This is a genomic window from Streptomyces sp. NPDC048521 (genome assembly GCF_043199855.1).
In the GTDB taxonomy this organism is placed as follows: domain Bacteria; phylum Actinomycetota; class Actinomycetes; order Streptomycetales; family Streptomycetaceae; genus Streptomyces.
Map to the genome: position 1 here is coordinate 61,739 of NZ_JBICWR010000018.1, position 24,912 is coordinate 86,650.

General features: G+C 70.1%; 20 protein-coding genes and 4 pseudogenes. 8 read left to right on the plus strand and 16 right to left on the minus strand.

Features of this window, described 5'->3' with window-relative positions; translation table 11 throughout:
* Positions 1-105: 105 nt before the first annotated feature.
* Positions 106-1,413: an MFS transporter gene (locus tag ACGFRF_RS32665; protein ID WP_393746171.1), complete on the minus strand. Its 1,308-nt coding sequence runs from the start codon at positions 1,411-1,413 to the stop codon at positions 106-108.
* 94 nt (positions 1,414-1,507) lie between these two features.
* Between ACGFRF_RS32665 and ACGFRF_RS32670 the strand changes: the two genes are divergently transcribed.
* From ACGFRF_RS32670 to ACGFRF_RS32690, 5 genes and pseudogenes are all read left to right on the plus strand, one after another.
* Positions 1,508-1,960, plus strand: coding sequence for a winged helix-turn-helix transcriptional regulator (locus ACGFRF_RS32670; protein ID WP_393746173.1), 453 nt, complete (start codon positions 1,508-1,510; stop codon positions 1,958-1,960).
* A gap of 12 nt (positions 1,961-1,972) precedes the next feature.
* Positions 1,973-2,558 (plus strand): annotated as a pseudogene (locus ACGFRF_RS32675) (ISAzo13 family transposase); the annotation flags it as partial.
* A gap of 91 nt (positions 2,559-2,649) precedes the next feature.
* Positions 2,650-3,015: a hypothetical protein gene (locus tag ACGFRF_RS32680; protein WP_393746175.1), complete on the plus strand. Its 366-nt coding sequence runs from the start codon at positions 2,650-2,652 to the stop codon at positions 3,013-3,015.
* 40 nt (positions 3,016-3,055) lie between these two features.
* Complete coding sequence (locus tag ACGFRF_RS32685) at positions 3,056-4,945, plus strand: ATP-binding cassette domain-containing protein (protein ID WP_393746177.1); 1,890 nt, start codon at positions 3,056-3,058, stop codon at positions 4,943-4,945.
* A gap of 260 nt (positions 4,946-5,205) precedes the next feature.
* Positions 5,206-5,706, plus strand: coding sequence for a PolC-type DNA polymerase III (locus ACGFRF_RS32690; RefSeq protein WP_393746179.1), 501 nt, complete (start codon positions 5,206-5,208; stop codon positions 5,704-5,706).
* A 271-nt stretch (positions 5,707-5,977) separates the two neighbouring features.
* Here the strand turns inward: ACGFRF_RS32690 and ACGFRF_RS32695 are convergent, their stop codons facing one another.
* The 11 genes and pseudogenes from ACGFRF_RS32695 to ACGFRF_RS32745 form a co-directional block, all read right to left on the minus strand.
* The gene (locus ACGFRF_RS32695) at positions 5,978-6,679 is read right to left on the minus strand and encodes a TetR/AcrR family transcriptional regulator (RefSeq protein WP_393746181.1); all 702 of its coding nucleotides are present in this window, start codon (positions 6,677-6,679) and stop codon (positions 5,978-5,980) included.
* Between the two features lie 74 nt (positions 6,680-6,753).
* The gene (locus ACGFRF_RS32700) at positions 6,754-8,439 is read right to left on the minus strand and encodes an allophanate hydrolase (protein ID WP_393746358.1); all 1,686 of its coding nucleotides are present in this window, start codon (positions 8,437-8,439) and stop codon (positions 6,754-6,756) included.
* A 5-nt stretch (positions 8,440-8,444) separates the two neighbouring features.
* The gene (gene uca, locus ACGFRF_RS32705; protein WP_393746183.1) at positions 8,445-12,044 is read right to left on the minus strand and encodes an urea carboxylase; all 3,600 of its coding nucleotides are present in this window, start codon (positions 12,042-12,044) and stop codon (positions 8,445-8,447) included.
* Complete coding sequence (locus ACGFRF_RS32710) at positions 12,041-12,853, minus strand: urea amidolyase associated protein UAAP2 (RefSeq protein WP_393746184.1); 813 nt, start codon at positions 12,851-12,853, stop codon at positions 12,041-12,043. The genes uca and ACGFRF_RS32710 overlap by 4 nt, the downstream gene beginning before the upstream one ends.
* A 1-nt stretch (position 12,854) precedes the next feature.
* The gene (locus tag ACGFRF_RS32715) at positions 12,855-13,778 is read right to left on the minus strand and encodes an urea amidolyase associated protein UAAP1 (RefSeq protein ID WP_393746186.1); all 924 of its coding nucleotides are present in this window, start codon (positions 13,776-13,778) and stop codon (positions 12,855-12,857) included.
* 76 nt (positions 13,779-13,854) lie between these two features.
* Positions 13,855-15,450 carry an amino acid permease gene (locus ACGFRF_RS32720; protein ID WP_393746188.1) on the minus strand — a complete coding sequence of 532 codons (1,596 nt, stop codon included), beginning with the start codon at positions 15,448-15,450 and terminating at the stop codon, positions 13,855-13,857.
* Positions 15,451-15,794: 344 nt separating this feature from the next.
* Positions 15,795-16,013, minus strand: a pseudogene (locus ACGFRF_RS32725) (XRE family transcriptional regulator); the annotation flags it as partial.
* A 49-nt stretch (positions 16,014-16,062) separates the two neighbouring features.
* A complete protein-coding gene (locus tag ACGFRF_RS32730; RefSeq protein ID WP_393746190.1) occupies positions 16,063-16,746 on the minus strand; it encodes an SDR family oxidoreductase in 684 nt (227 codons plus the stop codon).
* Positions 16,747-17,028: 282 nt separating this feature from the next.
* A complete protein-coding gene (locus ACGFRF_RS32735) occupies positions 17,029-17,301 on the minus strand; it encodes a DUF6510 family protein (protein WP_393746192.1) in 273 nt (90 codons plus the stop codon).
* A 29-nt stretch (positions 17,302-17,330) separates the two neighbouring features.
* Positions 17,331-18,053: an FAD-binding oxidoreductase gene (locus ACGFRF_RS32740; protein WP_393746194.1), complete on the minus strand. Its 723-nt coding sequence runs from the start codon at positions 18,051-18,053 to the stop codon at positions 17,331-17,333.
* A 2-nt stretch (positions 18,054-18,055) separates the two neighbouring features.
* Positions 18,056-18,655 (minus strand): sulfite oxidase-like oxidoreductase, encoded by a 600-nt coding sequence (locus ACGFRF_RS32745; RefSeq protein ID WP_393746196.1) that lies wholly within the window; start codon positions 18,653-18,655, stop codon positions 18,056-18,058.
* An 877-nt stretch (positions 18,656-19,532) separates the two neighbouring features.
* Between ACGFRF_RS32745 and ACGFRF_RS32750 the strand changes: the two genes are divergently transcribed.
* On the plus strand, positions 19,533-20,285 hold the full coding sequence (locus ACGFRF_RS32750; protein ID WP_393746198.1) for an SDR family oxidoreductase: 753 nt from the start codon (positions 19,533-19,535) through the stop codon (positions 20,283-20,285).
* Here the strand turns inward: ACGFRF_RS32750 and ACGFRF_RS32755 are convergent.
* Positions 20,260-20,616, minus strand: a complete 357-nt coding sequence (locus ACGFRF_RS32755; RefSeq protein ID WP_393746200.1) for a hypothetical protein — start codon at positions 20,614-20,616, stop codon at positions 20,260-20,262. The two genes, ACGFRF_RS32750 and ACGFRF_RS32755, sit on opposite strands and share 26 nt — an antisense overlap.
* Positions 20,617-21,265: 649 nt before the next feature.
* On the opposite strand from ACGFRF_RS32755, the gene ACGFRF_RS32760 reads away from it, so the two are divergent.
* Positions 21,266-21,874: a hypothetical protein gene (locus tag ACGFRF_RS32760; protein ID WP_393746369.1), complete on the plus strand. Its 609-nt coding sequence runs from the start codon at positions 21,266-21,268 to the stop codon at positions 21,872-21,874.
* A gap of 193 nt (positions 21,875-22,067) precedes the next feature.
* Here ACGFRF_RS32760 and ACGFRF_RS32765 read toward each other — a convergent pair.
* From ACGFRF_RS32765 to ACGFRF_RS32775, 3 genes and pseudogenes are all read right to left on the minus strand, one after another.
* Positions 22,068-22,445, minus strand: a pseudogene (locus ACGFRF_RS32765) (GNAT family N-acetyltransferase); the annotation flags it as partial.
* Positions 22,446-22,582: 137 nt separating this feature from the next.
* Positions 22,583-22,810 (minus strand): hypothetical protein, encoded by a 228-nt coding sequence (locus tag ACGFRF_RS32770; protein ID WP_393746371.1) that lies wholly within the window; start codon positions 22,808-22,810, stop codon positions 22,583-22,585.
* Positions 22,811-22,897: 87 nt separating this feature from the next.
* Positions 22,898-23,008: pseudogene (locus ACGFRF_RS32775) on the minus strand (helix-turn-helix domain-containing protein); the annotation flags it as partial.
* A 462-nt stretch (positions 23,009-23,470) separates the two neighbouring features.
* Here ACGFRF_RS32775 and ACGFRF_RS32780 point away from each other — a divergent pair.
* Positions 23,471-24,904 (plus strand): MFS transporter, encoded by a 1,434-nt coding sequence (locus ACGFRF_RS32780; protein ID WP_393746202.1) that lies wholly within the window; start codon positions 23,471-23,473, stop codon positions 24,902-24,904.
* Positions 24,905-24,912: the final 8 nt, after the last annotated feature.

Below are 24,912 nucleotides of genomic sequence, written 5' to 3' on the forward strand. Positions count from 1 at the left end.
GCCCCACTCGGTCCTCCTCTCAAGGGACTTGGGAAGTTCAGCGAGCGACGGGCCGTCGATGAGCCGGGGTCGTCTGCTCGTACCGTTCCGGGCCCGGGCAGCCCGTCACAGGCGCCCGCAGCATCGCCCGCACGAGGGGTGCCGGTCTTCGCTGCGAGAGGTGACCTTGGCGGCGGGCCCCGGGATGCCGTGTCGAGTGAACGCCCACAGCACGAGGCCGAGGCAGCTGAACGCGGCGCCCAGTGCGCATACGGCGGTCCAGCCGGCCACCGTGTAGAGGGAGGTCGCGGCGATGGCGCCGGTGGCGCTGCCGATCGAGTAGAAGACCATGTATCCGCCGATCAGCCGACTGCCCGCGTCCGGGTGCAGCGCGTAGATCAGGGTCTGGTTGGTGACGTGAACTGCCTGCACGGCGAGGTCGAGAAGGATCACCCCCACGACCAGGGCCCAAAGGGAGCTGCGGGTGAAGGACAAGGGCAACCACGAGGCGACGAGCAGTGCCAGGGCGATGCCGGTGGTCCACCGGGAGAGTCCGTAATCGTTCAGGCGGCCCGCCACGGTCGCGGCCAGCGCGCCGGCGACACCGATCAGCCCCAGAGCCCCGATCGCGCTGTGGGGCAGGAAGTACGGGGCCTCGTTGAGCGGCAGCGCGATACTGCTCCACAGGGTGCTGAAGGCAGCAAAAATCAGGAGACCGAACAAGGCCCGTAGCCGCAGCAGTCGTTCCGTTGCGAACAGAGTGACCGTGGAGCGCAGGAGTTGTCCGTAGCGCAGAGTTGTCGGCGGAGCGTCACTGCGGCGCGGCAGCACTCGGTACAGGACCAGGGCAAGCAGAGCGGTGAGCGACGCAGAGACGAGGTAGACGGAGCGCCAGCCCGCGAGATCGGCCAGGAGGCCGGATACGGTGCGGGCGAGCAGGATCCCGATGACCACGCCGCTGGTGACCAGACCGACGACCCGGCCGCGCTCGGCGGGAGGGGCCAGTGATGCCGCGAAGGCCACCAGCGTCTGCGTGACGACCGCGAGAAGCCCCACAGCGGCCATACCCGCGAGCAGGAGCGCCGCCGTGCGAGCGGCGGCTACCACAGCCAGCGCCACCACCAGGAGCAGCAACTGGGCCACGACGAGTCCTCTGCGGTCGGCCACGTCGCCCAGCGGCACGAGGAAGAAGAGCCCCAACCCGTACCCGACCTGGGTGAGGGTGACCACGCTGCCCACAAGTGCAGGGCTCATGGCGAGGTCGTGGCCCATGGTCACCAGGAGGGGCTGGGAGAAGTAGACGTTGGCTACCGCGGCACCGCAGGCGACAGCGAACAGTAGAACGACGCCACGGGACAGGACGAACCCGGGACCTTCCCCGCTTCGGGCCGCGGTCCGTGGTGTCACAGCCTCACCGCTGTCGGACATCAGCATCCACCCCTCCACACATCTGGTTGCATCTTGCTACCGATAGCGACGGTAACCGCCTTGGTAGCATGTTGCAACCATCGTGAGAGTGAGGGAAACCATGGTGAACAGGACGCGCTTCGACGACAGCGAATGTCCCGTCGCCCGGTCGGTGGACGCCATCGGCGACTGGTGGTCCCTGCTGATCGTGCGGGACGCCTTCGACGGAAGCCGGCGCTTCGGAGAGTTCCAGCGCAGCCTCGGCGTGGCGAAAAATATCCTCACCGCGCGTCTGCGCACCCTGGTCGCCGGCGGTGTTCTCGAATCCGTCCCTGCCTCGGACGGCAGCGCCTACCGCGAGTACGTACTGACCCCGAAGGGCAAAGCGCTCTTCCCCGTCATCGTGGCACTGCGGCAATGGGGTGAACAAAACTTCTTCGCCCCCGGCGAACCACATTCACAGTTGGTCGACCGCCGCCAGGGACAGTGCCTCCGCCCACTGGAAGTGCTGTCTGCGGACGGACGCCGGTTGAACCCCGACGACACCATCGTCCACAAGATCGACACCCAGTGACGTCGTCGGCGGCCAGGTGGAGGACAGACGCACGATCTCCTGGACAGGCAGGGGCCGGGCAACGCGATCCCGTACGGGATCTACGACATCGCCGCGAACACCGACTGGGTCAGCGTCGGCAGCGATCACGACACCGCCGCGTTCGCCGTCGCCTCCATCCGCCGCTGGTGGCAGGCCCGGGGCCGGTACGACTACCCGGCCGCCACCCGTCTGCTGATCACCGCGGACGCGAGCGGGTCCAACGGCTATCGCACCCGCTCCTGAAAGACCGAACTCGCCGCCTTGGCCGCCGAGACGGGTGTGGACATCACGGTCTGTCACATGCCGCCGGGCACCTCGGAGTGGAACAAGATCGAGCACCGGCTGTTCTTCCACATCTGCATGAACTGGCGTGGCCGCCCGCTGACCGGCAACGACGTCATCGTGAACAGCATTGCGGCGACCACCACCCGCACCGGGCTGGAAGTCCATGCCGAACTCGACCCGGGCGCATACGACACCGGTGTCAAGGTCACCGACAGCGATATCGACGCTCTGCCCATGCACCGGCACCGTTTCCACGGCGACTGGAACTACACCCTCCCTCCTCAACCTCGTGACACCACCAGCCCAGCAAAGAACCCACGGTCGGCCGGCGGCCCGTCCCCGCAGTCCTGCACCGGGTGGCTGCGCAACCGGAGCTGACCGGCATGCCCGAACCAGCGCTGGACGAACTCGTCGGCCAACTGGCCCAGGAACTGGATGAGTCCCGCGAGCAAAAACAACTCGCCCCGGACACCACACTTTTGCCGCTGGCTGGGGAAGGCATCGGCGCTGATCCCGACAATCACCTGATCGAGTGGTCCGGTGAGGGGGCGCCACCGGTATCCGCAACGGCTCCGGCATCGGGCAGCCGCGCCCTCCGGGGCGTCGTCGGCGTTTCAGCCAACCCCCGTTCATCGCACACCTGTTGCTGGAGACGGATCGATGCATCCGCCACGCGTCGCTACCCGCTCCACTCCGGGATTCCGGAGCGACTGAAAAACGCCAGTTCGATATCTCGGCCGGCTCGTTGAGCCTCACGACCACGCCGGACGACCGTCTAGGGGGACCACGTTGACCTCGGCCGCCACGAACGAGGAGCAGCACACCGTGCTGCCTCCACCACCTCCCGCGGAGATCACCTACAGCGGGCAGTACTCCGTCAATCCGCTCGCCGAAGTCTCCTTCCGACGGATGTGCACGCAGATTCCGGCCGTCCTGGGCCGAATCGCGCGGCTGTCGTGGCGGACCGACCGGCGGGCCGTGCAACTCCTCCTCGGCTGCCAACTGGTCACTGGCGTTTCGGCCGCCGTGCTGTTGGCCGCCACCACTCGCGCCATGGCACCGGTCCTCGGGGACGGCACTGCCGGCGAGCGGCTGCGTGGCGCCCTGCCGGCGCTGCTGGTGGTGGCGCTCGCCGCCGCACTGGCACGCACGGCGGGGGCGGTCGCCACGTACGCCGAGCGGCGGATCACTCCGCGGCTGACGACGGAGACGGATACCGCCCTGGTCGAGTCGGTGTGCCGGGTCGAGGCCTCCGCATACGCCGAGGACGGGTTCTCGGACCGGCATGAGGCAGCCGAGATGGGGGTGATCCGCACGCACGTCATGGTCACCGACGCGCAGCGGTTCCTGTCCGCGCTGATCCGCATGGTTACCGCCGGTGGCGTGCTGTCGGTGCTGAACCCGCTGATGCTGCCGCCACTTTTGCTCGTGGTGCTGCCGGCCGGCGTCGGCGCCGTGCTGACCGCCCGGGTCGACTACGAGATCCACTACGCCAACATCGCCGACCGCAACGTGCGCGGCATGATGCGCTGGTGGGCGACTGAGTCGAAGTACGGCGACGAGGTCCGCGCCAACTCGATGACCGACTACCTCATCTACTGGTACCGGGCCCTGTCCGACCGGTGTGACCGGCGCACCCTGGCCGCCGCCCCGCGTACCCTGCGGATCGCCCTGCTTTCCGCACTGGCAGGCGGCGTCTTCCTCGTCGCGACCTGGGGCGCCCTGGCGTGGCTGGCGGTGTCCGGCCGGATCGAACTCGCGGTCGCGGCGACGGCGGTCATCGCGGTGCAGACTACGCTCGCCGCGCTGTCCCAGCTGGTCATCAACGGCGCCGCGGTCTTCCACACCAGCCTGTACCTGAGCGACATGCAGGCATTCCTCGACGACGCCGCCGCCCGCGCCCCCAAGCGCGGCCTCCACGCACACGCCGCGCCGACCGAGGAGATCCGGCTCGAGGAGGTCGTCTACCAGTACCCGGGCAAGGACAAGCCTGCCGTGAACGGTGTCTCCCTTTCCCTGCACCGCGGCCAGATCCTCGCGATCGTCGGCGCGAACGGCTCGGGGAAGTCCACGCTCACCCGGCTGCTGACCGGGATCTACCTACCGGACAAGGGCAAGGTCACGTGGAACGGCACTGACCTCGCCGAGTCGGACCCCGCCACGGTCTGGGCAAACACCGGCCTCGTGCCGCAGATCTTCGCGCAATGGCCGCTGCGGGTCCGCGAGAACGTCACCCTCGGCCAGCCTCGCACCCACGACGACGCCCCCGTGTGGGAGGCCGTCGACGCGGTCGGTCTGCGTGAGGCCGTCGAGGATCTCCCCGCGGGTCTTGACACCCTCCTGGCCCGAGACGTCTTCGGTGGCTCGGAGCTCTCCGGCGGGCAGTGGCAGCGCGTGGCGTGTTCGAGGGCCCTGTACAGGCGCCCGGGGCTGCTGATCCTGGACGAGCCCACCTCGCAGATGGACCCGCGTGGCGAGCACCAGATCTTCGAGCAGGTCAAGGCTATCGCCGCCGACCGCATCACGATCGTGGTCACGCACCGCCTGGAGAACACCAAGATTGCCGACCACATCGTCGTGATGGAGCACGGCCGGATCACCGAACAGGGACGGTACGACGACCTTGCCCACGCCGGCGGAACCTTCGCCGAACTCCTGGAACTGTCGCAGGACCGCTGATCCGTTTCGCCCCGTCCCGCCCCTCGGCGGGACGGGCCCCATGGAGGAGGAGCCGCCCCCATCACCCGCCACTGTCGACGACCTTGCCTCCCGTTCCCCGTGCGTTTCGTACCCGAGCGCGAGGTGCAGGGCATGAGCCAGACGAAACCCTTGCCCACGAGAGTGCAGCGCTGGGCGGAGCAGCGAACCGGGCCGGTTGTGGCCGTACGCGACGCCTCGCACGACTGGCACCGCTCCCGGGTGGGGGAGCTGGTTGGCGAGTGCTGCGGCCGCCTGCCGACGTGCCCGTGACCGCGCGGGACGTCCAGCTCAAGGGCATCACCCAGCGGATGCTCACCTCGGCGGCCCCCGCTGCCGAGGTGATGGCGCAGCTCGACGCGCGCCTGACTGCACCGCCGTACCGGCTGGTCGCCCACCACGCCTCCACGGAAGCCGGGATCATCGCCCGCCAGGCAGAGCACTGTCCCGTACTCGCCGCGACGCCGTTGCTGGACACGTTGCGCCTGGCCAAGGCCGTCGTGCCCGGTCTCGGCTCCTACGGGTTGGACAGCCTGCTCGGCCACTACGGCATCCCCAAGCCGGCCGGACGTCATCGGGCGATGCCGGACGTCGAGGTCACCGCCCAGGTACTGGCCCGACTGCTGAACGACGGGTGCGGCGGTGGCCGGTGGAGCACGCTGCTCGAACTGGACATGGCCGCCGGATTGCAGCCCACACGGCCTCCGGGGGCCCCGGACGCGGAACAGGGTGCCCTGTTCTGACCGGCCCGCCGAAGGGGGCGTCGCGCGGACGGCGCCGCCGGAACGACGCTCGTGGGGCCGGCCGTGCCGGTCCTCTGCTCACGCGAGAGGCCCCAGTCGGGCACGCCGCCGGCCCAGCCGGGACAGCGGTTCACCCACCGTTCCGCGACTGCTCGCGGCCGCCTTCCGTCGGGACGGATCTATGACCCGGCGGGCCTTGCCGGCAGCCGGTGACATGCGCTTCCGGGCCGAGGGAGGTGCCCTCGTGGTCGGCGTGGGACAGCAGCCCGAGTCAGTCCTGGGGGGCGGTGTCCGTCAGGCGGTTGAGGAGGTGGCGCGCCTCCTCCCGGGCGGCGGTCACCGCCGGCTCGCCGAGGCCGCACAGTCTCAGGCACGAGGACGCGATGGTGTCCGTGTCGGCCGCTTCGGGTGCACGGGAACGCCGTATCTGGATGACGACCTCCACCAGCTGGATCAGCAGCTCGCCGATCCGTTGGGCGGGCAGGCCGCGGGCCACGTCCTCGGTTGCCGCCAGGGTGCCGAGCGTTCCGTAGCTCTGCAACAGCCGGCCGCGCTCCCGGCGGAAGGTGTCGAACTGTTCGGCCTGCACTTCGGGCAGCAGATACAGCGTGCCGATGTTGTACGGGGTGCTGGACAGAGTACGCACGTCCATCACCGCCATCGCGTACAGAGCCGCGGCCGCGCTCGTCCGCTCGGGCGCCAGCGCCTGGATCCGCTTCACCATCTCCAGACTGGGCCGTACGGACGTGGCCAGCAGCTCGGCGAGGATGTCGTCCTTGGTGGCGAAGTGGTAGTAGAGCGAGGCCTGTCTGATGCCCACCCGCTCGGCGATCATCCGGGTGCTGGTGGCGGCGATCCCCCGTTCGACGAAGAGCGCCCCTGCGGCGTCGAGGATCTGTTCCCGGGCCGAGGTGCCGGGCGTGGACGGCGGCGTGTGCCGGGGTCGGCCTTGGCGGGGATGCGTCGTCGTCATCCCCCCATCCTGTCACCCGGGACGGCGGGCACCGACCGTAGCCGGCGCCCGGGTACCCGCTCCGCCGTCGCCGGTCACACGGATGCCAGATAGGCCCGCCAGCCGCCGAAGCGGGTGATGTCGGGCGTGCCCTCGACGGCGTACGGCTCCACCAGGAAACCCTTGGTCTGTCGCCCGTCGGCCAGTTCCACGGTGCCGATGGTCATCGGTGCGGGAACGGCGGCGGTGAAGGTCCCGAATCCCGCCGCTGGCAGCCGCCAGATCTCGCCCTCGATGCCTGCTGCCCCGCTGCCCGTTTCCGCGCCGGTGCCCGGCATGGCATGGGCGGCGGTCCGGACCAGGCCCGGCTTGGGCGGCTCGGTGGCCAGGGCGTGCAGCCGGTAACCGCCGCTGGTGCGTGCCGTGCCCACCAGAGTGCCGCCCGCCTGCACCAGTTGGGCGTTGAGCGGTTGGCCGGTGAGGTGGGCACCGACCACGAACAGGTCGAGAGCGGGGTTGGCGAGGCGCTCGGCCAGGGCGGCCAGGGCGCGGTCGGAGAACGCGGGGCCGGTGAGCATCACGCCGAACGGCAGGCCGTCCACGAACCCGGCGGGCACGGCGAGCGAGGCGCAGTCCAGCAGGTTGGCGAAGTTGGTGAAGCGTCCCATCCGGGCGTTGGCGCCGACCGGGTCGGCCGCCACCTCCGCCAGGCGGGGGTGCCAGGTGGTGGTCGGGGTGAGGAGTGCGGTGCAGCCGTCGAGCAACGCGCGCCCGGCGGCGCCGAGGGCGGCGAGCCGGGCGGTGTCGGCGGCCCAGTCGGCGGCGGTTCTGTCCCGGCCCGCCAGCACGATGGAGGCGACGGTGGGGTCGAGGTCCGTGCCGATCAGGTGGCGGTGCTTCTCCAGGTGCCCGCCCACGGCCGCGTACCGTTCGGCGACGAAGGCGCCGCCGTAGAGAAGTTCTGCGGCCCGGAGCAGCGGGGTGATGTCGGTTTCGGTGATCTCCACGCCTGTGCTCGCCAGGCGGGCGACCGCGGCGTCGAAAGCCGTGCGCCAGCCGTCCGCCATGCCATCCAGGTGCCGCCCGGCCGGGACGGCGACCCTGGGACGTGCGGGTGGCGGTGGGAGCTGGGTGCCGGCGCGGGAGAGCGGGTCGGCAGGGTCGGGGCCTTCGACGATCTCCGCGGCGGTGCGGGCAAGGCGCAGGTCGCGGGCGAGGACGGTGACGCAGTCGAGGGTGTAGCAGGCGGGGACCACCCCGGTCACGGGCACCAGGCCCTTGCTGGGCTTGACCCCGACGATGCCGTTGAGGGCGGCGGGCACCCGCCCGGAGCCGGCCGTGTCCGTGCCGAGTGCGACGTCGACCATGCCCAGCGCCACCGCGACGGCGGAGCCGGAGGAGGAGCCGCCGGAGATGCGGGCCGGGTCCCAGGCGTTGCGGACCGCGCCGTAGGGACTGCGGGTGCCGACCAGGCCGGTGGCGAACTGGTCCAGGTTGGTCTTGCCGAGCACCACGGCGCCGGCCGCGCGCAGCCGTGCCACCGCGGGTGCGTCGGTCTCGGGCCTGTAGGCGTACGACGGTGCGCCCGCGGTCGTGGGCAGGCCGGCGACGTCGATGTTGTCCTTGACGGCTGCCACCAGGCCGGCCAGCGGCAGCGCCGGGTCGATCCGAGCCGCTTCGGCGAGCACGTCGCCGCAGGGCCGGAGGTGGATCCAGATCTCGGGCCGGTCGGCCGACCGGATGCGGTCGTAGGCGGCCTCGACGCGTTCGGCCGGTGTCATGGCGCTCATACCCGCACCGCCGCGAGGATCTGGCCGGAGGCCACCTGTTCACCGGGTTTCACGTAGATCTCCAGCAGGGTCCCCGTGGTGGGCGCGCTCACCTTGGACTCCATCTTCATCGCCTCCAGCCAGAGGATCGGGTCGCCTTCGGCGACGGCGGCGCCCGGTTCGGCGACGGTCTGCCAGACGGTCGCGGTGAACGGTGCGGTGACGGCGACCGTGCCGTCCGGGACGGTGAGGGCGGCGGAGTCGGCGGCCGGGGGACGGGGATCGTCGTCGCGGTCGAACTCGCCGGAGGCCCGCCAGCGTTCCTTCTCCTCCTCGAAGGCGGCGCTCTGCCGTTCCCGGAAGGCGGCGATCGAGCCGGAGTTGGCGGCCAGGAAGGCGTTGTACTCGGCGATCGAGAAGGTCCCCTGCTCGGTGTCGAAGGCGCCGCGGCCGGCGTCGGTCTCGGCACGCAGCTCGAGCAGTTCCTCCGCGGTGACGGGGTACCACTCGATGCGGTCGAAGAAGCGCAGGGCCCACGGCGAGTCCTGGAACAGGCCGCCTTTGCGGAAACGGTTCCAGATCTGCACGGTGCGGCCGACGAACTGGTAGCCGCCGGGGCCCTCCATGCCGTAGATGCACAGGTAGGCGCCGCCGATGCCGACGGAGTTCTCCGCGGTCCAGGTGCGGGCCGGGTTGTACTTGGTGGTCACCAGGCGGTGCCGTGGGTCGAGCGGGGTGGCGACGGGGGCGCCGAGGTAGACGTCCCCGAGGCCGAGCACCAGGTAGGAGGCGTCGAAGACGGTGCGGTAGACGTCGTCTGCGCTCTCCAGGCCGTTGACGCGGCGGATGAACTCGATGTTCCACGGGCACCACGGGGCGTCGTCGCGCACCCCGGCCATGTACCGCTCGATGGCCAGCCGGGTCGCCGGGTCGTCCCAGCTGAGCGGCAACCGCACCGTGCGGGAGGGCACCACCAGTTCGCTGGTCGGCGGTACCTCGTCCTCGAGTTCACGCAGGAGGGCGGTCAGGTCGCGGGCCTTCAGCCGGCGGGCGTCGGTGTGGATCTGCAGCGAGCGGATGCCGGGGGTGATGTCGATGATGCCGTCGGGTGCGTGTGCGGCGAGGGTTTCCTGGAGGGCGTGCACGCGCATTCGCAGGCCGAGGTCGAGCACCATGGGGCCGTACTCGACGAGGACGTTGTCGTCGCCGTCGCGGCGGTAGGTGACATCGGGCCGGTCGTGCGTGGCCTGCAGGCGGCCCAGGACGCCGTCGTCGCCGTCCCCGCCGCTGCTGATCAGCGCGGGCGAGGCGCGACGCGCGTCGAGGGCGGCGGCCTCGGCTTCCCTGACGGGCACGAAGCGGACGGTGTCGCCGGGGCGGAGCTGGCCGAGCTTCCACAGCTCGCCGCTGGCGACCACCGCGGGGCAGACGAATCCGCCGAGGGACGGCCCGTCGGGTCCGAGAACGATCGGTGTGTCGCCGGTGAAGTCCAGCGCGCCGACCGCGTACGGGGTGTCGTGGATGTTGGAGGGGTGCAGGCCGGCCTCGCCGCCGTCCTGGCGGGCCCACCGCGGCTTGGGCCCGATCAGGCGGATGCCGGTGCGGGCCGAGTTGTGGTGCACCTGGTAGTCGGTGGCGTAGAGGGTGTCGATGTCCTCGCGGGTGAAGAACTCCGGTGCCGCGTGCGGCCCTTCGGTGACACCGATTCGCCAGTGCGAGGTGATCGCGGGGCGGCGCTCGATCGGGGTCGGGCCGCCGCCGCCGGCGGTCGTGGCGGCTGCGGGCCGCAGCACGTCTCCGGCGAGCAGTGCCCGGCCGCCGTGCCCGCCGAAGCCACCGAGGGTGAAGGTCGAGGCGCTGCCCAGGTATGCGGGTACGTCGATGCCTCCCCGGACGGCCACATAGCTGCGCAGGCCGGGACCTGTGGAGCTGCCCAGGAGCAGGGTGGCGCCGGCCGGGACCGGCACCGGCTCCCACAGCGGGGCTTCGGTGCCGTCCACGGTGACCGGGACGGGGGCGCCGGTGACGGCGACGACGGTGGGGGCCGAGAAGCGCAGGGTCAGCCCGCCCGCGGTGACCTCGAGCGCGGGTGCCCCGGCCGGGTTGCCGACGGCCAGGTTGGCCTCGGCGAAGGAGACGGGGTCGAAGGGTCCGCTCGGCGGCACACCGACGTGCCAGTAGCCGAGCCTGCCGGGAAGGTCCTGGACGGTGGTCATGGCGCCCGGTGCCAGGACGTCGATGCGCGGCTCGGGGTCGGCGGTGGTGGCGAGCGTGCTGGTGTGGTGCACGGCCCGGCGCACCTCGTCCCGCGCGGTCAGCGAGCGCAGCAGGCCCACGTTGGTGACGATGCCGTCGATCCGGCTGGCGGCCAGGGCCTCGCCCAGCACGTCGAGCGCGGTGTCGCGGGTGGCGCCGTGCGCGATCACCTTGGCGAGCAGAGGGTCGTAGTACGGCGAGATCTCCAGGCCGGTCTCGGCATAGCCGTCGACACGGACGCCGGGCATCTCGTCGGCGCCCTGGCCGGGGAGGACCGCCCGGGTGATCAGGCCGGAGGACGGCTGCGCGTCCTTGTCTGGGTCCTCGGCGTAGACCCGGGCCTCCACGGCGTGGCCGGTGGGCGTCCACTCCCGTTCGAACACCGCGTCGTCGACCCGGCCGTCGCGGGCCAGGGTGAGCATGAGGGCGACGAGGTCGACGCCGTACGCCTCCTCGGTCACCGGATGTTCCACCTGCAGGCGGGTGTTGACCTCCAGGAAGGCGGCCTCCTCGCGCACCGGGTCGTAGACGAACTCCACGGTCCCCGCGCCGCGGTAGCCGACCGAGGCGAGCAGCCGGCGCGAGGAGTCGTGCAGAGTTGCGCGGACATGGCCGGGCAGGGCCGGGGCGGGCGCCTCCTCGATCACCTTCTGGTTGCGGCGCTGCAGCGAGCAGTCGCGGTCGCCGATGACGGCGATCCGGCCGGTGCCGTCGCCGAAGACCTGCACCTCGACGTGGCGGGCCGGGCGCACCAGGCGCTCCAGGAACACGCCGGCCGACGCGAAGTTGGACTCGGCGAGCGCCGCGACGCGGGCGAAGGCCTCACGGACGTCCTGGGCGGTGGTGCAGGCCTGCATGCCGATGCCGCCGCCACCGCCGGTGGCCTTGACCATCACGGGCAGCCCGATCGACTCGGCGGCGAAGACGGCCTCCTCGGCGCATCCGAGCAGCTCCGTCCCGGCCAGCAGCGGGACTCCGGCCGCCTTGGCCAGGGCCCGGGCGGTGTGCTTCTCGCCGAAGGCGGTGATCTGGTCGGCGGTCGGGCCCGCGAAGCGCAGGCCGGCCTCCTCGACGGCACGGGCGAAGGCGGTGTTCTCGGAGAGGAAGCCGTAGCCCGGGTGGACGATGCCGGCGCCGTGGGCGAGTGCGGCTTCGATGATCGCGTCGCCGCGCAGGTACGAGTCGCGGGCGGGGGCCGGGCCGAGGCGGACCGCGTGATCGGCCTCCCGGACGTGCGGGGCGGCTCGGTCGGCGTCGGAGAAGACGGCGACGGTGCCCAGGCCCAGCTTCCGGGCGGTGCGGATGACGCGGCGGGCTATCTCCCCGCGGTTGGCGACGAGGACGGCGGTGGGTCGGGTCATGCGGCGCCCTCCGAGGCGTGTACGGACCGCGGGCTCTGTGCCTCGGCGCTCGACGGGCTGCGGGCGCTGTCCGGGTCGACGACGATCATCCGCAGCGGGGTCGGGTTGAAGTCGTTGCACGGGTTGTTCATCTGCGGGCAGTTGGACACCATCACCAGGACGTCCGTCTCGGCACGTACCGCGACCCGGCGGCCGGGCGCCGACATGCCGTCCACGATGCCCAGCGCGCCGTCCGCCTCGACGGGCACGTTCATGAACCAGTTGAGGTTGGAGACGATGTCCCGGGCCCCGAGGCCGCGCCGGGACGCCTCGGCGAGGAAGTTCTCACGGCAGCCGTGATGGAACATCACATGGTGGCCGTAGCGCAGGGTGTTGGACTCCTTGCCGCAGGCGCCGCCGATGGTGTCCTGGCGGTCGATCTCGTTGCCGACGACGGTCATCAGCGGGCGGCCCTCGTTACTGCGCAGCACGGTGCCGGTGCGCACGTAGGCGTTGCCCTGCCAGGCCAGGGTGTCGGGAACGCTGTAGCGCTCCTCGGGGTCGTCGGCGTTGTAGAGCAGGCAGTCGGCGGACTGGTTGCCGCCGACATCGACGATGGTCAGGATGTGTCCTTTCGTCACCACCGCCGACCAGGGCGCGTTGGGTGCGACCTTCTCGTCCAGGACGACGGTGCCCTCGGCCAGGGTCGCTCCCCAGTCCAGGGTGGAGCCTTCCGCGTACACGGCGCCGACCGGGACGGTGGAGGCGACCGTGCCGCCCGAGGCGGTCGGCCAGGTGGACACGGTGTTGCCGGTTTGCGTGGTCGCCATGTCACAGCCCCCGGGCTTCGCAATATTCGACGGTGTTGAGGTAGGCCCGGTGCAGTTCGGGTGTGGCGGTGAACCGCGGCTCGTCGGGGCCGGTCGGGCTGCCCCGCCAGGCGTGCACCCGCAGTGGCCCGACGACGTAGCTCGGACGCGGGTCCAGAGGGTGGGCGACATTGGCGAGAAGGACCAACAGGGGCATTTCCGCGACCAGTTCGACGTACGTGCCCGCTCCCGCGCTGCCCTGCCAGGCGAGGGTGCCGTCCGCCTCGACGTGTACGCCCTGGAAGAAGGAGACGCTCGGCGGCAGGTCCCGCCGGCTCAGGCCGTGTCTGGCGGCGGCCTTGACGAAGAGCCCGCGGCCGGACGGGGACGGTCCGTGGGGACGGGCGTCACCGTACTTGCGCGCGTTCCAGGCGTCCGTGGTGGTGCCGCAGAACGCGTCGTGCCGGCCTGAGGAGTCACCGGTGACCACGGCCAGGATCCGGCCGTCGCCGGACAGCAGCGGGTGGTTCTCCCCCAGGTAGGCCCGCCACGGGATCTTCTGGGTGTCGGCGACGTTCAGCCGCTCGACCGGTTGCAGGGCATTGAAGAGCAGCAGGTGGGCGCAGGCGTCACCCGTGGGATCGTCGAAGCGCAGCCGGGTGCCGCGGGCGAGCACTTTGTGGGTGTAGCCGCCGGGGGCCACCGTCTCCGCCCACACCAGCGTGGCCGGATCCACAGCCGGCGGGCGGTACGGGCTGCTGGACGCCGGAAGGTACGGCATCCAGTCGCCGGCCCGCCCGCCCTGGGCACGGGCGTCGTCCCGGGCGCTGCGGACACTGTCGGTCAGGTGCAGGTCACGGACCCGGGCGGGGGCCCGTCCGGTCGGCTGCTCGGTGGGGTGCTGGTCGTGCGGCACGTTGGCCGTCGACTCTTCGGCCGTGGTCATGGGTGTCCCGTAACCCCTTCGTGGGTGTGTTGTCGGTCCCGTCTCGTGCGCTGGGTGCCCGCGGGGCCCCGCAGTGTCAGGCGGGTTCGGCGACGGCTTCGGCGGACGGCTCGCGGTGCGTGTGGGGTACGTGCCTCAGTTCGATCCGGCGGTGCAGCCGGCGGGCCAGGAAGTAGGCGGCACCGGCGGCGAGGCTGAGCCCGATGAACAGCAGGGCGCTCCACCGCAGCCACCAGGTGCCGCCCGTGAGGTCGTAGATCTCCGCGCGGGGCCACAGCAGGTTGACCGTCATGCCGGCCTGGTAGAGGACGGCGAGCGCGGTGACCACGGTGCCCCGGCGGCCCAGCGTGAACAGCGGCCGGCCCCGCTCGTCGACACCGGCCGGCAGCCGGTCGGTGTGCCGGTGCCGGATCCGGGCGACCAGCAGCGGCACGGTCACGCCGAGATAGGCCAGGTACAACATGGCGATGCACAGGCTGGAGAGGGCGGTGAAGATCGCCGACTGACGGATGTTGACCAGGAGCGCGATCGCGGCGCCGGCACCCACCACGATCGACGTGATGACGGGCGTACCGGTGCGGGCCGAGACCTTGCCGAGGTAGCGGTGGCACGGCAGGGCGCCCTCGCGCGCCATGGAGTACATCATCCGTGCGCCGGAGGTCTGCACCGCGAGCGTGCAGGCGAACACCGCGACCGCGACGCAGCACAGCAGCAGCCTTCCCACCACCCCTCCGAGCCGGTCCGTGAGGACCCAGGAAAGACCGCCGGCCGCCAGGTTCCCATCGGTCAGGCTCCTCGCCGCCATCAGTCCCGAAAGGATCAGCAGTGCGCCGCCGACACCCGAGGTGACCAGCGCGCGCAGAATGGTCCGGGGAATGGTCCGGCGCGGGCTGTGGGTCTCCTCCGCCAGCTCACCCGCCGAGTCGAAGCCGACCATCACGTACGCCGCCATCAGCGAAGACGCCAGGAAGGCCCCGAGATAGCCGCCGCCACCCGCCCAGCCGGTGGTGTGGGTCACCACCTGCGGACCCCGCTCGGGCAGGAAGAACAGCACCAGCACGAGGGCGATCACGCCGACGATCTCCACCGCGACGCCGACGCTGGTCGCGGCGGCCATCTGGCGGATGCCGAGGATGTTCACCACGGTGGTGATCACCAGCAGGAGACAGCCCAGCAGGACCGCGTTGTGCGCGCCGGTCGGTGAAACTACCGACGGATCCGCGCCCGGTCCCCCGACGATCTGGAACCCGGACCAGATGCCCGGCAGCACCGCCTGCGCGGCGATCGCGGCCGCCGCGACGGTGAGGATCTGGCCGATGATCATGACCCAGCCGACGAACCAGCCCACCGTGGTACCGGCCAGCCGGCTCGACCACTGGTAGATCGCACCGGAAATGGGCCAGCGCGCCGCGAGTTCGGCGAAGCAGAGCGCCACCAGCATCTGCCCTGCGAACACCAGCGGCCACGTCCAGAAGAACGCCGCCCCGCCGAGACCGAAACCGAGGCCGAACAGCTGAAAGACGGTGGTGAGGATCGACACGAACGAGAAGCCCGCGGCGAACGACGCGAAGCCGCCCACACCACGGCGCAGTTCCTGTTGATAGCCGACGGGAGCGGAACCGGTGGTGACGCCACCGGCAAGGGTTGACGCGGTGAACCCGGACCGTCTCATCACCGCACCTCCGAATCACTAGAGGTCTACCTGTCGATCGACAGGTATTGCGATCGTGAAGTGGACCGGTCTCACCCCTGCGTCACGGCCGTAAACTTCACGTATCCGGCGCCTCACACACGCCTCGCCCTGTGGAGCCTCAGGTCCTGACCGGGAGGTTGCCGCGGCGCCATCGGCCGCACCCCGGGAGAGGGTGGCCGGTCTCGGCCGGCGCCACCGAGGAAGAGCGCGCAGGCGGCGGTGACATCGAAGGAGACCAGGGCGTCCGTCGTCACCGTCCAGTGCCGCACCCCGCGCGCCGCCCGCTGGAGGCACGGCCAGGCACTCCAGAGGACGACGGTGCGGCGAGAACGAGGTGCAGCCACTGCCCGTCGCGGAACTGCCACCCGGGCACCATCGGCGAGGTCCGGGCGTGGCTTTTTGATCTGGTCCTTCATGTACCGTTCGACGGTGCGCTGGGAGATGCGCAGCATCTGGGCGACCGGCTTGGTGCCCTTGAACTGCTTGACCGAGTACCGCATCTGCGCGCCCGCGCTCTTGGGCGCCGGGCGGGTGAATGTCCGCGGAGGAACTCAGACACAGCCCCGGGGCGGCGAGGTGTTCTGTGCCACGTCAGGCGACCCAGTCCGTGTAGTGGATGCGGCCGATCATCGCTCCGGCCGGAGCGATGATCGCGTCCGGAGGGACGGCAGCGAACAGACCCGCGGATTCGTCGGGGACGACGCTGCGCCGGTCGTGGTGAGCTTGGAGGGTCAGCCGACCGAGTTCGTCGAGCGGAAAGACATCGGGGCCGGCGACGCTGAGCGTGCCGTTAAACGGAGGTCCGGTGACGACGTCGGCGAGCGTGTCGACGACCTCTCCGACCGCGATCGGCTGCAGCCGGGTGGTCGGAAGGCGCACGCTGTCGCTGTCGCTGGTCCATTCCACGATCTTGTCGATGAACTCCATGAACTGGGTGGCGCGCACGATCGAATACGGAATGGGGCCTTCCTGTACGAGAACCTCCTGCAGGACCTTGGCGTTGTAGTAGTCGACATCGGGAACGCGGTCGATACCGACGATCGACAGCAGGACGATGTGACCGACTCCGGCCTGCTCGGCAGCCCGCAGGAGATTGGCCGTGGTCTTGCGAAAGAAAGGGACCGCCTTCGCGTCGAAGCTGGGCGCGTCTATGGTGTCGACCACGACCTCAGCCGCTCTCAGCGCGTCGGGCAGCCCCTCTCCTTTCAGAAGGTCGAGACCGCTGGACCTGCCGTGTGCGGCGACCTCATGATGGGTGGCTCTCAGCCTGTCCACGAGTCGGGACCCTACGAACCCGGTACCACCGATGACTGCGATCCTCACGGTAAGGCTCCTTGGCGGACGGTGATGCGGAGCTGTACGGCCGTCGACCCGTGCGGCCGAGCAAATGCCTGCGTGGCTGAGTTCCCGGATCACCCGGCAGGGACCGCGTGGATGCCGGCTCAGGCTGCGCTACCCCGTTTCGCCGAGTGCCCGCATCTCATACGGACCGGAGGGCGACGCACACCCGCGCACCCGCATCTGCGTCACATACGGCGATCTGCTTCCTCCGCCCGCTCAGGCGGTACGGAACCGGAAGGCGCCGGTGTCGCTGCCCAGGGTCAGCCAGATGTGGTCTTCCTCCTTGACCAGGCGCAGCGCGACGTATGAGCACCCCGGGCAGCGGGCGGTGATCCCCGGTTCGGGTCCGTAGATGTGCAGTTGGGCCAGAGGCCCGGATTGCCTGCAGTTCGGGCATCGCCACCAGGCCGTGGTGGGCTCCACGGCGAGGATCTCCGACAACGGACCGGCGAGACTGTTGCCATCGAGGAAGGCGGCGGGGTCTCCCATGAGAATCTCCCCTGTCAGGAACAGAAGGGTCAGCCGAAGCGTTCGGTGCGGATGGTCGCGGGTTCCTTCCCCCGGCCGGCGAACAGCCCGACGAGCAAGTCACTGACGGTCTCCACGAATCCGGTCGAACCGCAGACGTAGACGGGACTCACCGGATCGAGGCGGGCTGTCGGCTCCCGCAGATCCGCTGCCGTGATGCGGCCGGGCGCGCGGGAAGCGCCGTCCGGGATCCGACGCGTATGGACGAACCGGATGTCGAGGAACGGGCCGCCGTCGGCGAGTTCCTCCCGGTACCAGACGTCCTCGGGATCGCGCACGGAGTACACCAACTGGAAGAGACTGCGCGACCCGGCCGAGCGATGGGCGCGGATCATGGCCATGAGCGGTACGACACCGGAGCCGCCCGCCACCGCGAGCACCGGTTCGGTCTGCTCAGGGCGCCACACGAACCAGTTGCCGAGCGGCCCGCGTACCTCGACCTCCTCGCCCGGCGGGAGTTGGCCGGCCAGGTAGGGCGAGACCTCACCGTCCGCCACGGCCTGCACGCCCAGTTCCACCCGCTCGTCGTCGGCGGGCGCGGCCAGGGAGTAGCTGCGGACGGCCTGGTAGCCGTCGTCCGCCGTGAGACGCACATCGACGTGCTGACCGGGCAGGTGACCGGGCCAGCCGGGCACGCTGAACACCAGGGAGCGGGCGGTCGCGCTCTGCGCACGGCGCCCGACCAGCCGTGCCGGCAGCCAGGCGAGAGCCATGGTCAGTCACCCCAGTGACGCTGCTCGCGCCAGGGGTCGCCGTAGTTGTGGTAGCCGGCGGACTCCCAGAACCCCGGGTCGTCCTCGTGCGTGAGCCGCAGCCCGCGCACCCACTTCGCCGACTTCCAGAAGTACAGGTGCGGGACCAGCAACCGCGCCGGCCCGCCGTGCTCCGGCGAGAGCGCGTAGCCGTCGTAGGTGTGGGCGACCCATGCCTTTCCGTCGAGAAGGTCCTCCAGCGGAAGATTGGTGGTGTAACCGCCGTAACTGTCCACCACCACGTAATCGGCGGAGGTCTCCACTTCCTCCAGGAAGGCGTCGAGTGACACACCGCGCCAGCGCGTGTCGAACTTGGACCAGCGGGTGACGCAGTGGATGTCCGTCACCGTCTCCTGCTGAGGCAGGGCCATCATCTGGTCCCAGGTCCAGCTCCGCGTCTCGCCGAGCTCCGTGGTGAGGGTGAAGGACCACTCCTCGGTCGGCACCCGCGGAGTGGGACCGGCCGACAGGACGGGGAACGACTCGGTCGGATACTGGCCGGGCGGCAGCCGCTCCGTCAACGAGTGAGGTCGACCTCGGAAGCCGGGTGAGAAAGAAGTCAACGTCATCTCCTAGCCATATCTGGCCACCGTGACGCAAGAACAAGGCAATTCCCAGTATCGGACTACGGCAGCGCGTTGACCACTCGAGCTCTGGCCGGGCGCATCCCCTCAGCCGGCCAGAGGGTAGGGGGGTGAGCTGTGTCCCCGAGCCGGTTGGGGCCGCACAACGCCAGGATGTCAGTGGCCATGAACCGCTCATACAGTTCCGGGTCAGGCAGCACTTCCGCCCACCCGGTTCGTTGAAAGTGCTGCAGGACGTCGAACGGCAACGGCCGAACGGACGCCTGGGCCCGGTTCGTCGTAACCATGCTGGGTGAGCAGGGCAAGCCCATGCTCACACTGGTGGACGAGGAGGAACTGGCGCAACGGGCTCACCTGCGCGCCCCGCGCCCGGTGGGCTGACCCGTCTGCCCGCTTTGACGGGACGCTCTCGGTCGCACTCGGCGACTACTGCCCGGCCGGTGTCGCCATGCGACTGCCTGGCAACACGGACCAAGACCGCTGCCCGCCACGTCTCAGGCCCGCCCGGTTCACTCAGGCGCGGTCGCCGTCACACGCTGCCGACGCTGCGCGGTGAACTGCCCGGCTCGGCTGGACCGCCGAGGCACGAGCGGAGCTGGAGCGCGCCCGTGGCTCTGCCGCAACCTCTGCGAGCGGTCAGTACTGCCCGGCAGGCGGCCGCTCCGCGGGTCGTATCCGTCCGCCTCACCGTACTCGGTGAGCCGAGTCTGCGTCAGCAGTGCACGCGGCGAAGCCCTGAATGTGCCGAGGACGCTCGGATCGGTCACGGTGGCAGTGCCATTCATCATCGTCCGGGTCCAGCCGTTCCACGGACTTTCCGTGGAACGGGCGGCCCCGGAGAGTACGGGAGGTCGCCATGCGTATTGCCGTTGCCGGTGCGACGGGAAACATCGGGGCCCTTACCGTGGCCGCCCTGGAGCGCAACGGTCACGACGTCGTGGGCATCAGTCGCTCACAGGGCGCGGATCTGGTCACCGGTGAAGGGCTGGACGCGGCTCTGACCGGCGTGGAGGCCGTCATCGACACCACGAGCACCGAGACCGCCGACCGTGACGAGGCGGTGGCGTTCTTCGGCGCCACCACGCGTAATCTGCTGGCCGTCGAGGAGCGGGCCGGGGTCCGCCACCACGTGTTGCTCTCGATCGTCGGGCTGGATCGAGTGGTAGGCAACGCGCACATGGTCGGCAAGCGGGAGCAGGAACGCCTCGTGGCTGCGGGGCGGGTGCCGTGGACGATCGTTGCGGCTACTCAGTTCCACGACTTCGCCGTGACGCTGACGAACTGGACCGAGCGGGACGGCGTCGCCACCATCCCACCGTTGCTCGTGCAACCGATCGCGCCCGCGGACGTGGCCGATGTCCTCGCCGAGATCGCGACAGGCGCGCCGCAGGGGCGTTACCGGGATGTCGCAGGCCCCGAGCCGCAGGATCTGGTGGACATGGCCCGGCGAACCAACGACGCACGCGGCCACGCAGTGAAACTCGTACCGACGTGGTCGTCGGTGCTCGGCGTCGACATGGCCGGTGACGTCCTGCTGCCCGGTGAGGGCGCCCGCATCGCGCCGACCACTTTCGACGAGTGGCTCACGCAGCAGGTTCGGGATCGGTGATCGGCTCCCACTCGGCCACCTGGCTCATCCACCGAGTCCATGGGGGACGGGCGATCCGACTGGGCGCAGCCCTCGGGCCTTGGCGCCCGAGGACTGCTGATGACCCGACCCCGCCCTGCCCTGCCCTGCCCTGCCCTGCCCTGCCCTGCCAGACGATCTCGCCGTTCGGTGCGAGTCGGTAGTCAGCCTGTGCCAGAAGCGCGTCGGCGTCGTCGAGCGGCGGATAGAGGAGCTGGGTGTTGAACGCGAACCCGTCGAAGTGCAACCAGCCGAACTCGTGCTCGATCGAGTAACCGGGACCTACCGCCCGTTGGGCCAGGCGGCTGGACACGTCACTGGTCTCCTCATCGGTGAGGGTGGTCCGTCAATGGCCGCGCGAACACGCGCGATCACCACGGCGCTGGTATCGACGGTCCCGCAATTGTCGATCACCGGCCGCACCCGCGACCACACCGCCGCGCCGCCGCCGGGGCCCGCTCCGCCAGCCGGTGGAAGGTGTCGGCGCCGACCGCCCGGATCGCTGAGGCGCGCCATCGCTTCGCGCAGCTCGGTCAGCGGCAGCGGCACTGTGCGCTTCGGCGGGTGCGTCCGGTCGGTGGCCTGGCAGGCCAACGCGTAGGCGCCCGGCTGTCCTGACGGGAGGGCATCACCAGATCTCTACCGCAGCGCCCGCCAGGCGGGGCGCCACGGCAGCACGAGTCGGTAAGCCGCCGACGTGTGCACAGTCCGCTGCATGACGAACGAACTGCTACGAAGACCCGAACCAGCGGTGCGCTGCATGTGGAACGCATTCCGACCGATGACCTCCCCCGCGGCAGGCTGTTCGTCGAACTCGTCTGACACCACCGGCGGGCCCTATCAAAATCGTCAACGACTGAGGTCACACTCGGGGGATGAGAGAGCTCAAGGCAGTCGATGCCGGGACGCCGCATGCACAGTTCTTGGCGACCGAGCACTGGAGTTTGCTGGCGACGCGGAGCATGACATGGCAGGAGATCTTCAGCCGGACCGGAACATATCTGACGGTGCTGTCGGCCGCGGTGGTGGCGCTCTCGCTAGTGGCCAACGCGGCCGGGTTCGGGTCCGGGTTCACGACGTTCGCGTTGCTGGTGCTGCCGGTCGTCCTGCTCATCGGGTTCGGGACGTACTTCCGGCTGATCGAGGCGGACATCGAGGACACCTGGCTGATCATCGGCATGAACCGGCTGCGGCACGCGTACGTCGAGCTCGCACCGGAGCTTGAGCCGTACTTCATCGCCAGCCACCACGACGACCCGCCAGGAATCTGGACGACCTACAGCTTCCGCCGCCGGATCGGAGTGACGCACTGGCTGTCCGGCTCACCTGTCGTCATCGGCGTCGTCAACTCCGTCGTCACGGGCGTGCTGGCCGCGGTGGTCTGTGAGGCAGCCGGTGCCGGGGATACCCAGCGGACCTTGGTCGCCTCCGCCACGGCCGTCCTGACCGCGGTCGTCCTTGGGTTCCTCGGCCTCCGCAAGGTGCATGAGGTCTCCCGCAGCTATCAGCCGCGCTTTCCCAGTGCCGAAGCGCGACGCCCGCGCACCACTCCCCCGACAACTCACGACTGAGCACCACGTCACCGACGCCCCTTGATACGAACAGCCACCACCGCCCCTCGGCCACCGGCCGGGGGTGCGTGCCTCCTGGAGGAGTTCGCCGTGCCGACCTCCGAGACCGCCCCCGCTTCACCGCCTCACCTCCGCTCAACGCCACCGCCTCCCCCAGACCGTGGCCGCCTTCCTTGATGAGCCGTGCACCAGGTTCCGGAGCCGCGCCCGTGTGCTGCTGCCATGACTCGGCGAAAGCGCTAGCGGTGTCGCGGTCCGCGATGACGTTGGCGGGTGAGTGGCCGAGGCCGGCCAGGTGCGCAGCGAGAGTGTCGGTCTGCTCGACAGACAGAGGCGTGAGGCCCAGGCGTCCGCGCGGAGTGAGATAGAAGATCGCGCGGACCTCGCCCCGCGCCTCTAGTCGGCCGAAAACGGCGGCTTCGGCGTCGTGATCGGCCGCCCTACGTATCCGCAGCTTCTCGATGCCCGTCAGCGGCGTGTTGTGCAGGGCGGCGCGCGAGGACAGGAAGTCCCCGGCTCGGGCGAGGAAGTCGTCGACGTCTTGGGTGAGGTGCCAGTCATCCGGGAGCATCCTTCATGATCCAGGCGACCTCGACGCGGGAACTGCTTGCTCAACACCTTTCAGCCACGTGACTGACTGCTCCCGATCAGCCGCCGCCTCTGTCGGCAAAGGATGGCGAGCTCAAGCGGTCAGCGCATCACCGCTGTTCAGAAGGTCGGCATCCTGGTCTCGGTGGTGATGGCCTGGTGCTCGGCGATCTCCCGGCCGCGGTCCCAGGTGAGCGTCCGCCGCAGTTGGGGCGGGATGCCGAGGAGGCTCCTGGTGAGGTGCGGGGTGACCTGCTCGGCCTTGATGCCGTCCGGCAGCGCCACGATGGTCGTGTAGCGGCTGGTGCGCTCGACGAGCGTGGCAACCACCGAAGGCCGGGTGCCCATGCTCTGTGCTGGTCTCCCGATCAGATCGCAGGGTGGCAGCAGCGGACGCGGCGCAAGGTAGTGGTCCCGGCCGCCGTTGCGGGCGATCTCGCGGGAGACGGTCGAAGGCGATCGGCCCAGCCGTCTGGCCAACTGCCGGGCAGATTCCCCGGCGGGCCTCCGGTGGTCGATCGGCACGACACCCCACCCGGCGGACACCCAACCCGTCAGTCGCTTGGCCAGGGTCGCGCCTGTCTCCCCGGCCAGGGCGGCGTCGTCGCCGCTTCAGACCGAGCGCCGGATCCGATCCGCACCTGCTGGGGACGGTGCGGGCCGTGCCGGGGGCTACTGCCTCGCCCTCTCGGCCGAACACGGCGAAACGGCTGTCTCAGCCGGGGCTGTCAAGACAGGGTCCGGGAGCCCTTCACCCGTCGGCGAGGCTCGGTGCGCCGGGGTGTGCAGACGGTGACACGACGGTGAGCGGCTCCCCCGCGCTTGCGGCGAGACCGTTGCGGAGGACCGAATGTGCACCCTTGCTGTCCTCAATTGCGGCCAGGTACAGGCAGCCCCCTTGCGTTGAACGCGTCAAGAACTATTTCACGGACCAGGCCGCCTGGGCCTTGCCTCCTACGACCGCTGAGGAGCACGGCTGCGTCCCGGCCGACCAGAAGGAGATCAGCAATGACATCGATCAGTCCTACTCCCGAACCGGATCCGCGCAGGTGGCGCGCCCTCGGGATCATCTGCCTGGTCCAGGTGATGCTGCTGCTCGATGTGACCGTGGTCAATGTCGCGCTTCCCCCCATCCAGCGGGACCTCGGCCTGACGACCACCGGCCTGGCGTGGGTCGTCAACGGATACACCGTCACCTACGGCGGCGTGCTGATGCTCGGCGGACGTCTGGGTGATCTGCTGGGCCGCAGGCGCCTCTTCCTCACCGGCTTGGCGATCTTCGCGCTGTCATCGGCGAGCGCGGGGGTGGCCCAGCAAGCCGGTCTACTGGTTGCCAGCCGCTTCATCCAGGGCATCGGCGCGGCACTCGTCAGCCCGGCGGCCCTGTCGATGGTGACGCTGCTGTTCACACAACGGCAGGAAAGGGCACGAGCCATGGCCATCTGGAGCGGCCTGGCCGGAGTCGGCGTGGCCCTGGGCGTCGTGCTCTCAGGCGTCCTGACCACCATCACCTCCTGGCGCTGGATATTCTTCATCAACCTGCCCATCGCTGCCTTCGCGTTTCTCGCCACCTTCCCGCTCATCTCCGAGAGCCGGGCCGCCGCCAAGCGCGGCCGGCCCGACGTCCTGGGCGCCGTCCTGGTGACTCTCGGCCTGCTTTTGGTCGTGTTCGGCCTGCTGGAGAAGGACACCCATCCCTGGTTGTCGTTCCTGGTCCTGGGTTGCGTGGCGATCGGTGTGCTCTGCTTGATCGGTTTCGTGCTGGTCGAGGCCCGAGTGGCCCAGCCCCTGGTGCCCCTCACGTTCCTGCGTTCACGCAACCGGAGCATCGCCAACGTCGTCCGCATCTGCTACTATGTCGGTTTCGCCACCCTGTTCTTCTCACTGAGCCTGTATGTGCAGCACATACTGCATTTCTCCGCACTGGCGACCGGATTCGCCTTCGTGCCGTTCGGTGCGGTCATTCTGTTCAGTGCCACCGTGATGGCACCGCGCCTCCTTCCCCGGTTTGGACTGCGGGCGCTGAACGGAGGCGGACTTGCCATCACCACCGTCGGGTACGTCTTCCTTGCCGGGCTGAGCACCCACGGCACGTACCTGGCTGATGTACTGCCCGGACTCATCCTCGTGCCGCTGGGTGGCGGCCTGGTCCTCGTCGGATCCACCGTCGCCGGAGTGGACGGTGCCACAGGTGAGGACGCGGGCATCGCCACCAGCATGAACAACGCGTCCATGCAGATCGGCAGCGCCATCGGCCTGGCCGCCCTGGTCTCACTGGGCACCAGCCACGCCACCGTGCTGCGGCACGCAGGCGCCGCCCCGATGACCGCCACCACACACGGTTATGCCTTCAGCTTTGCCATCGCCGCTGGTGTGACGGCCCTCGGCGCGGTGCTCGGCTTCATCGGGATCCACCCGACGGCGCGGAAAGCGAACTCGTGATGCCGGCC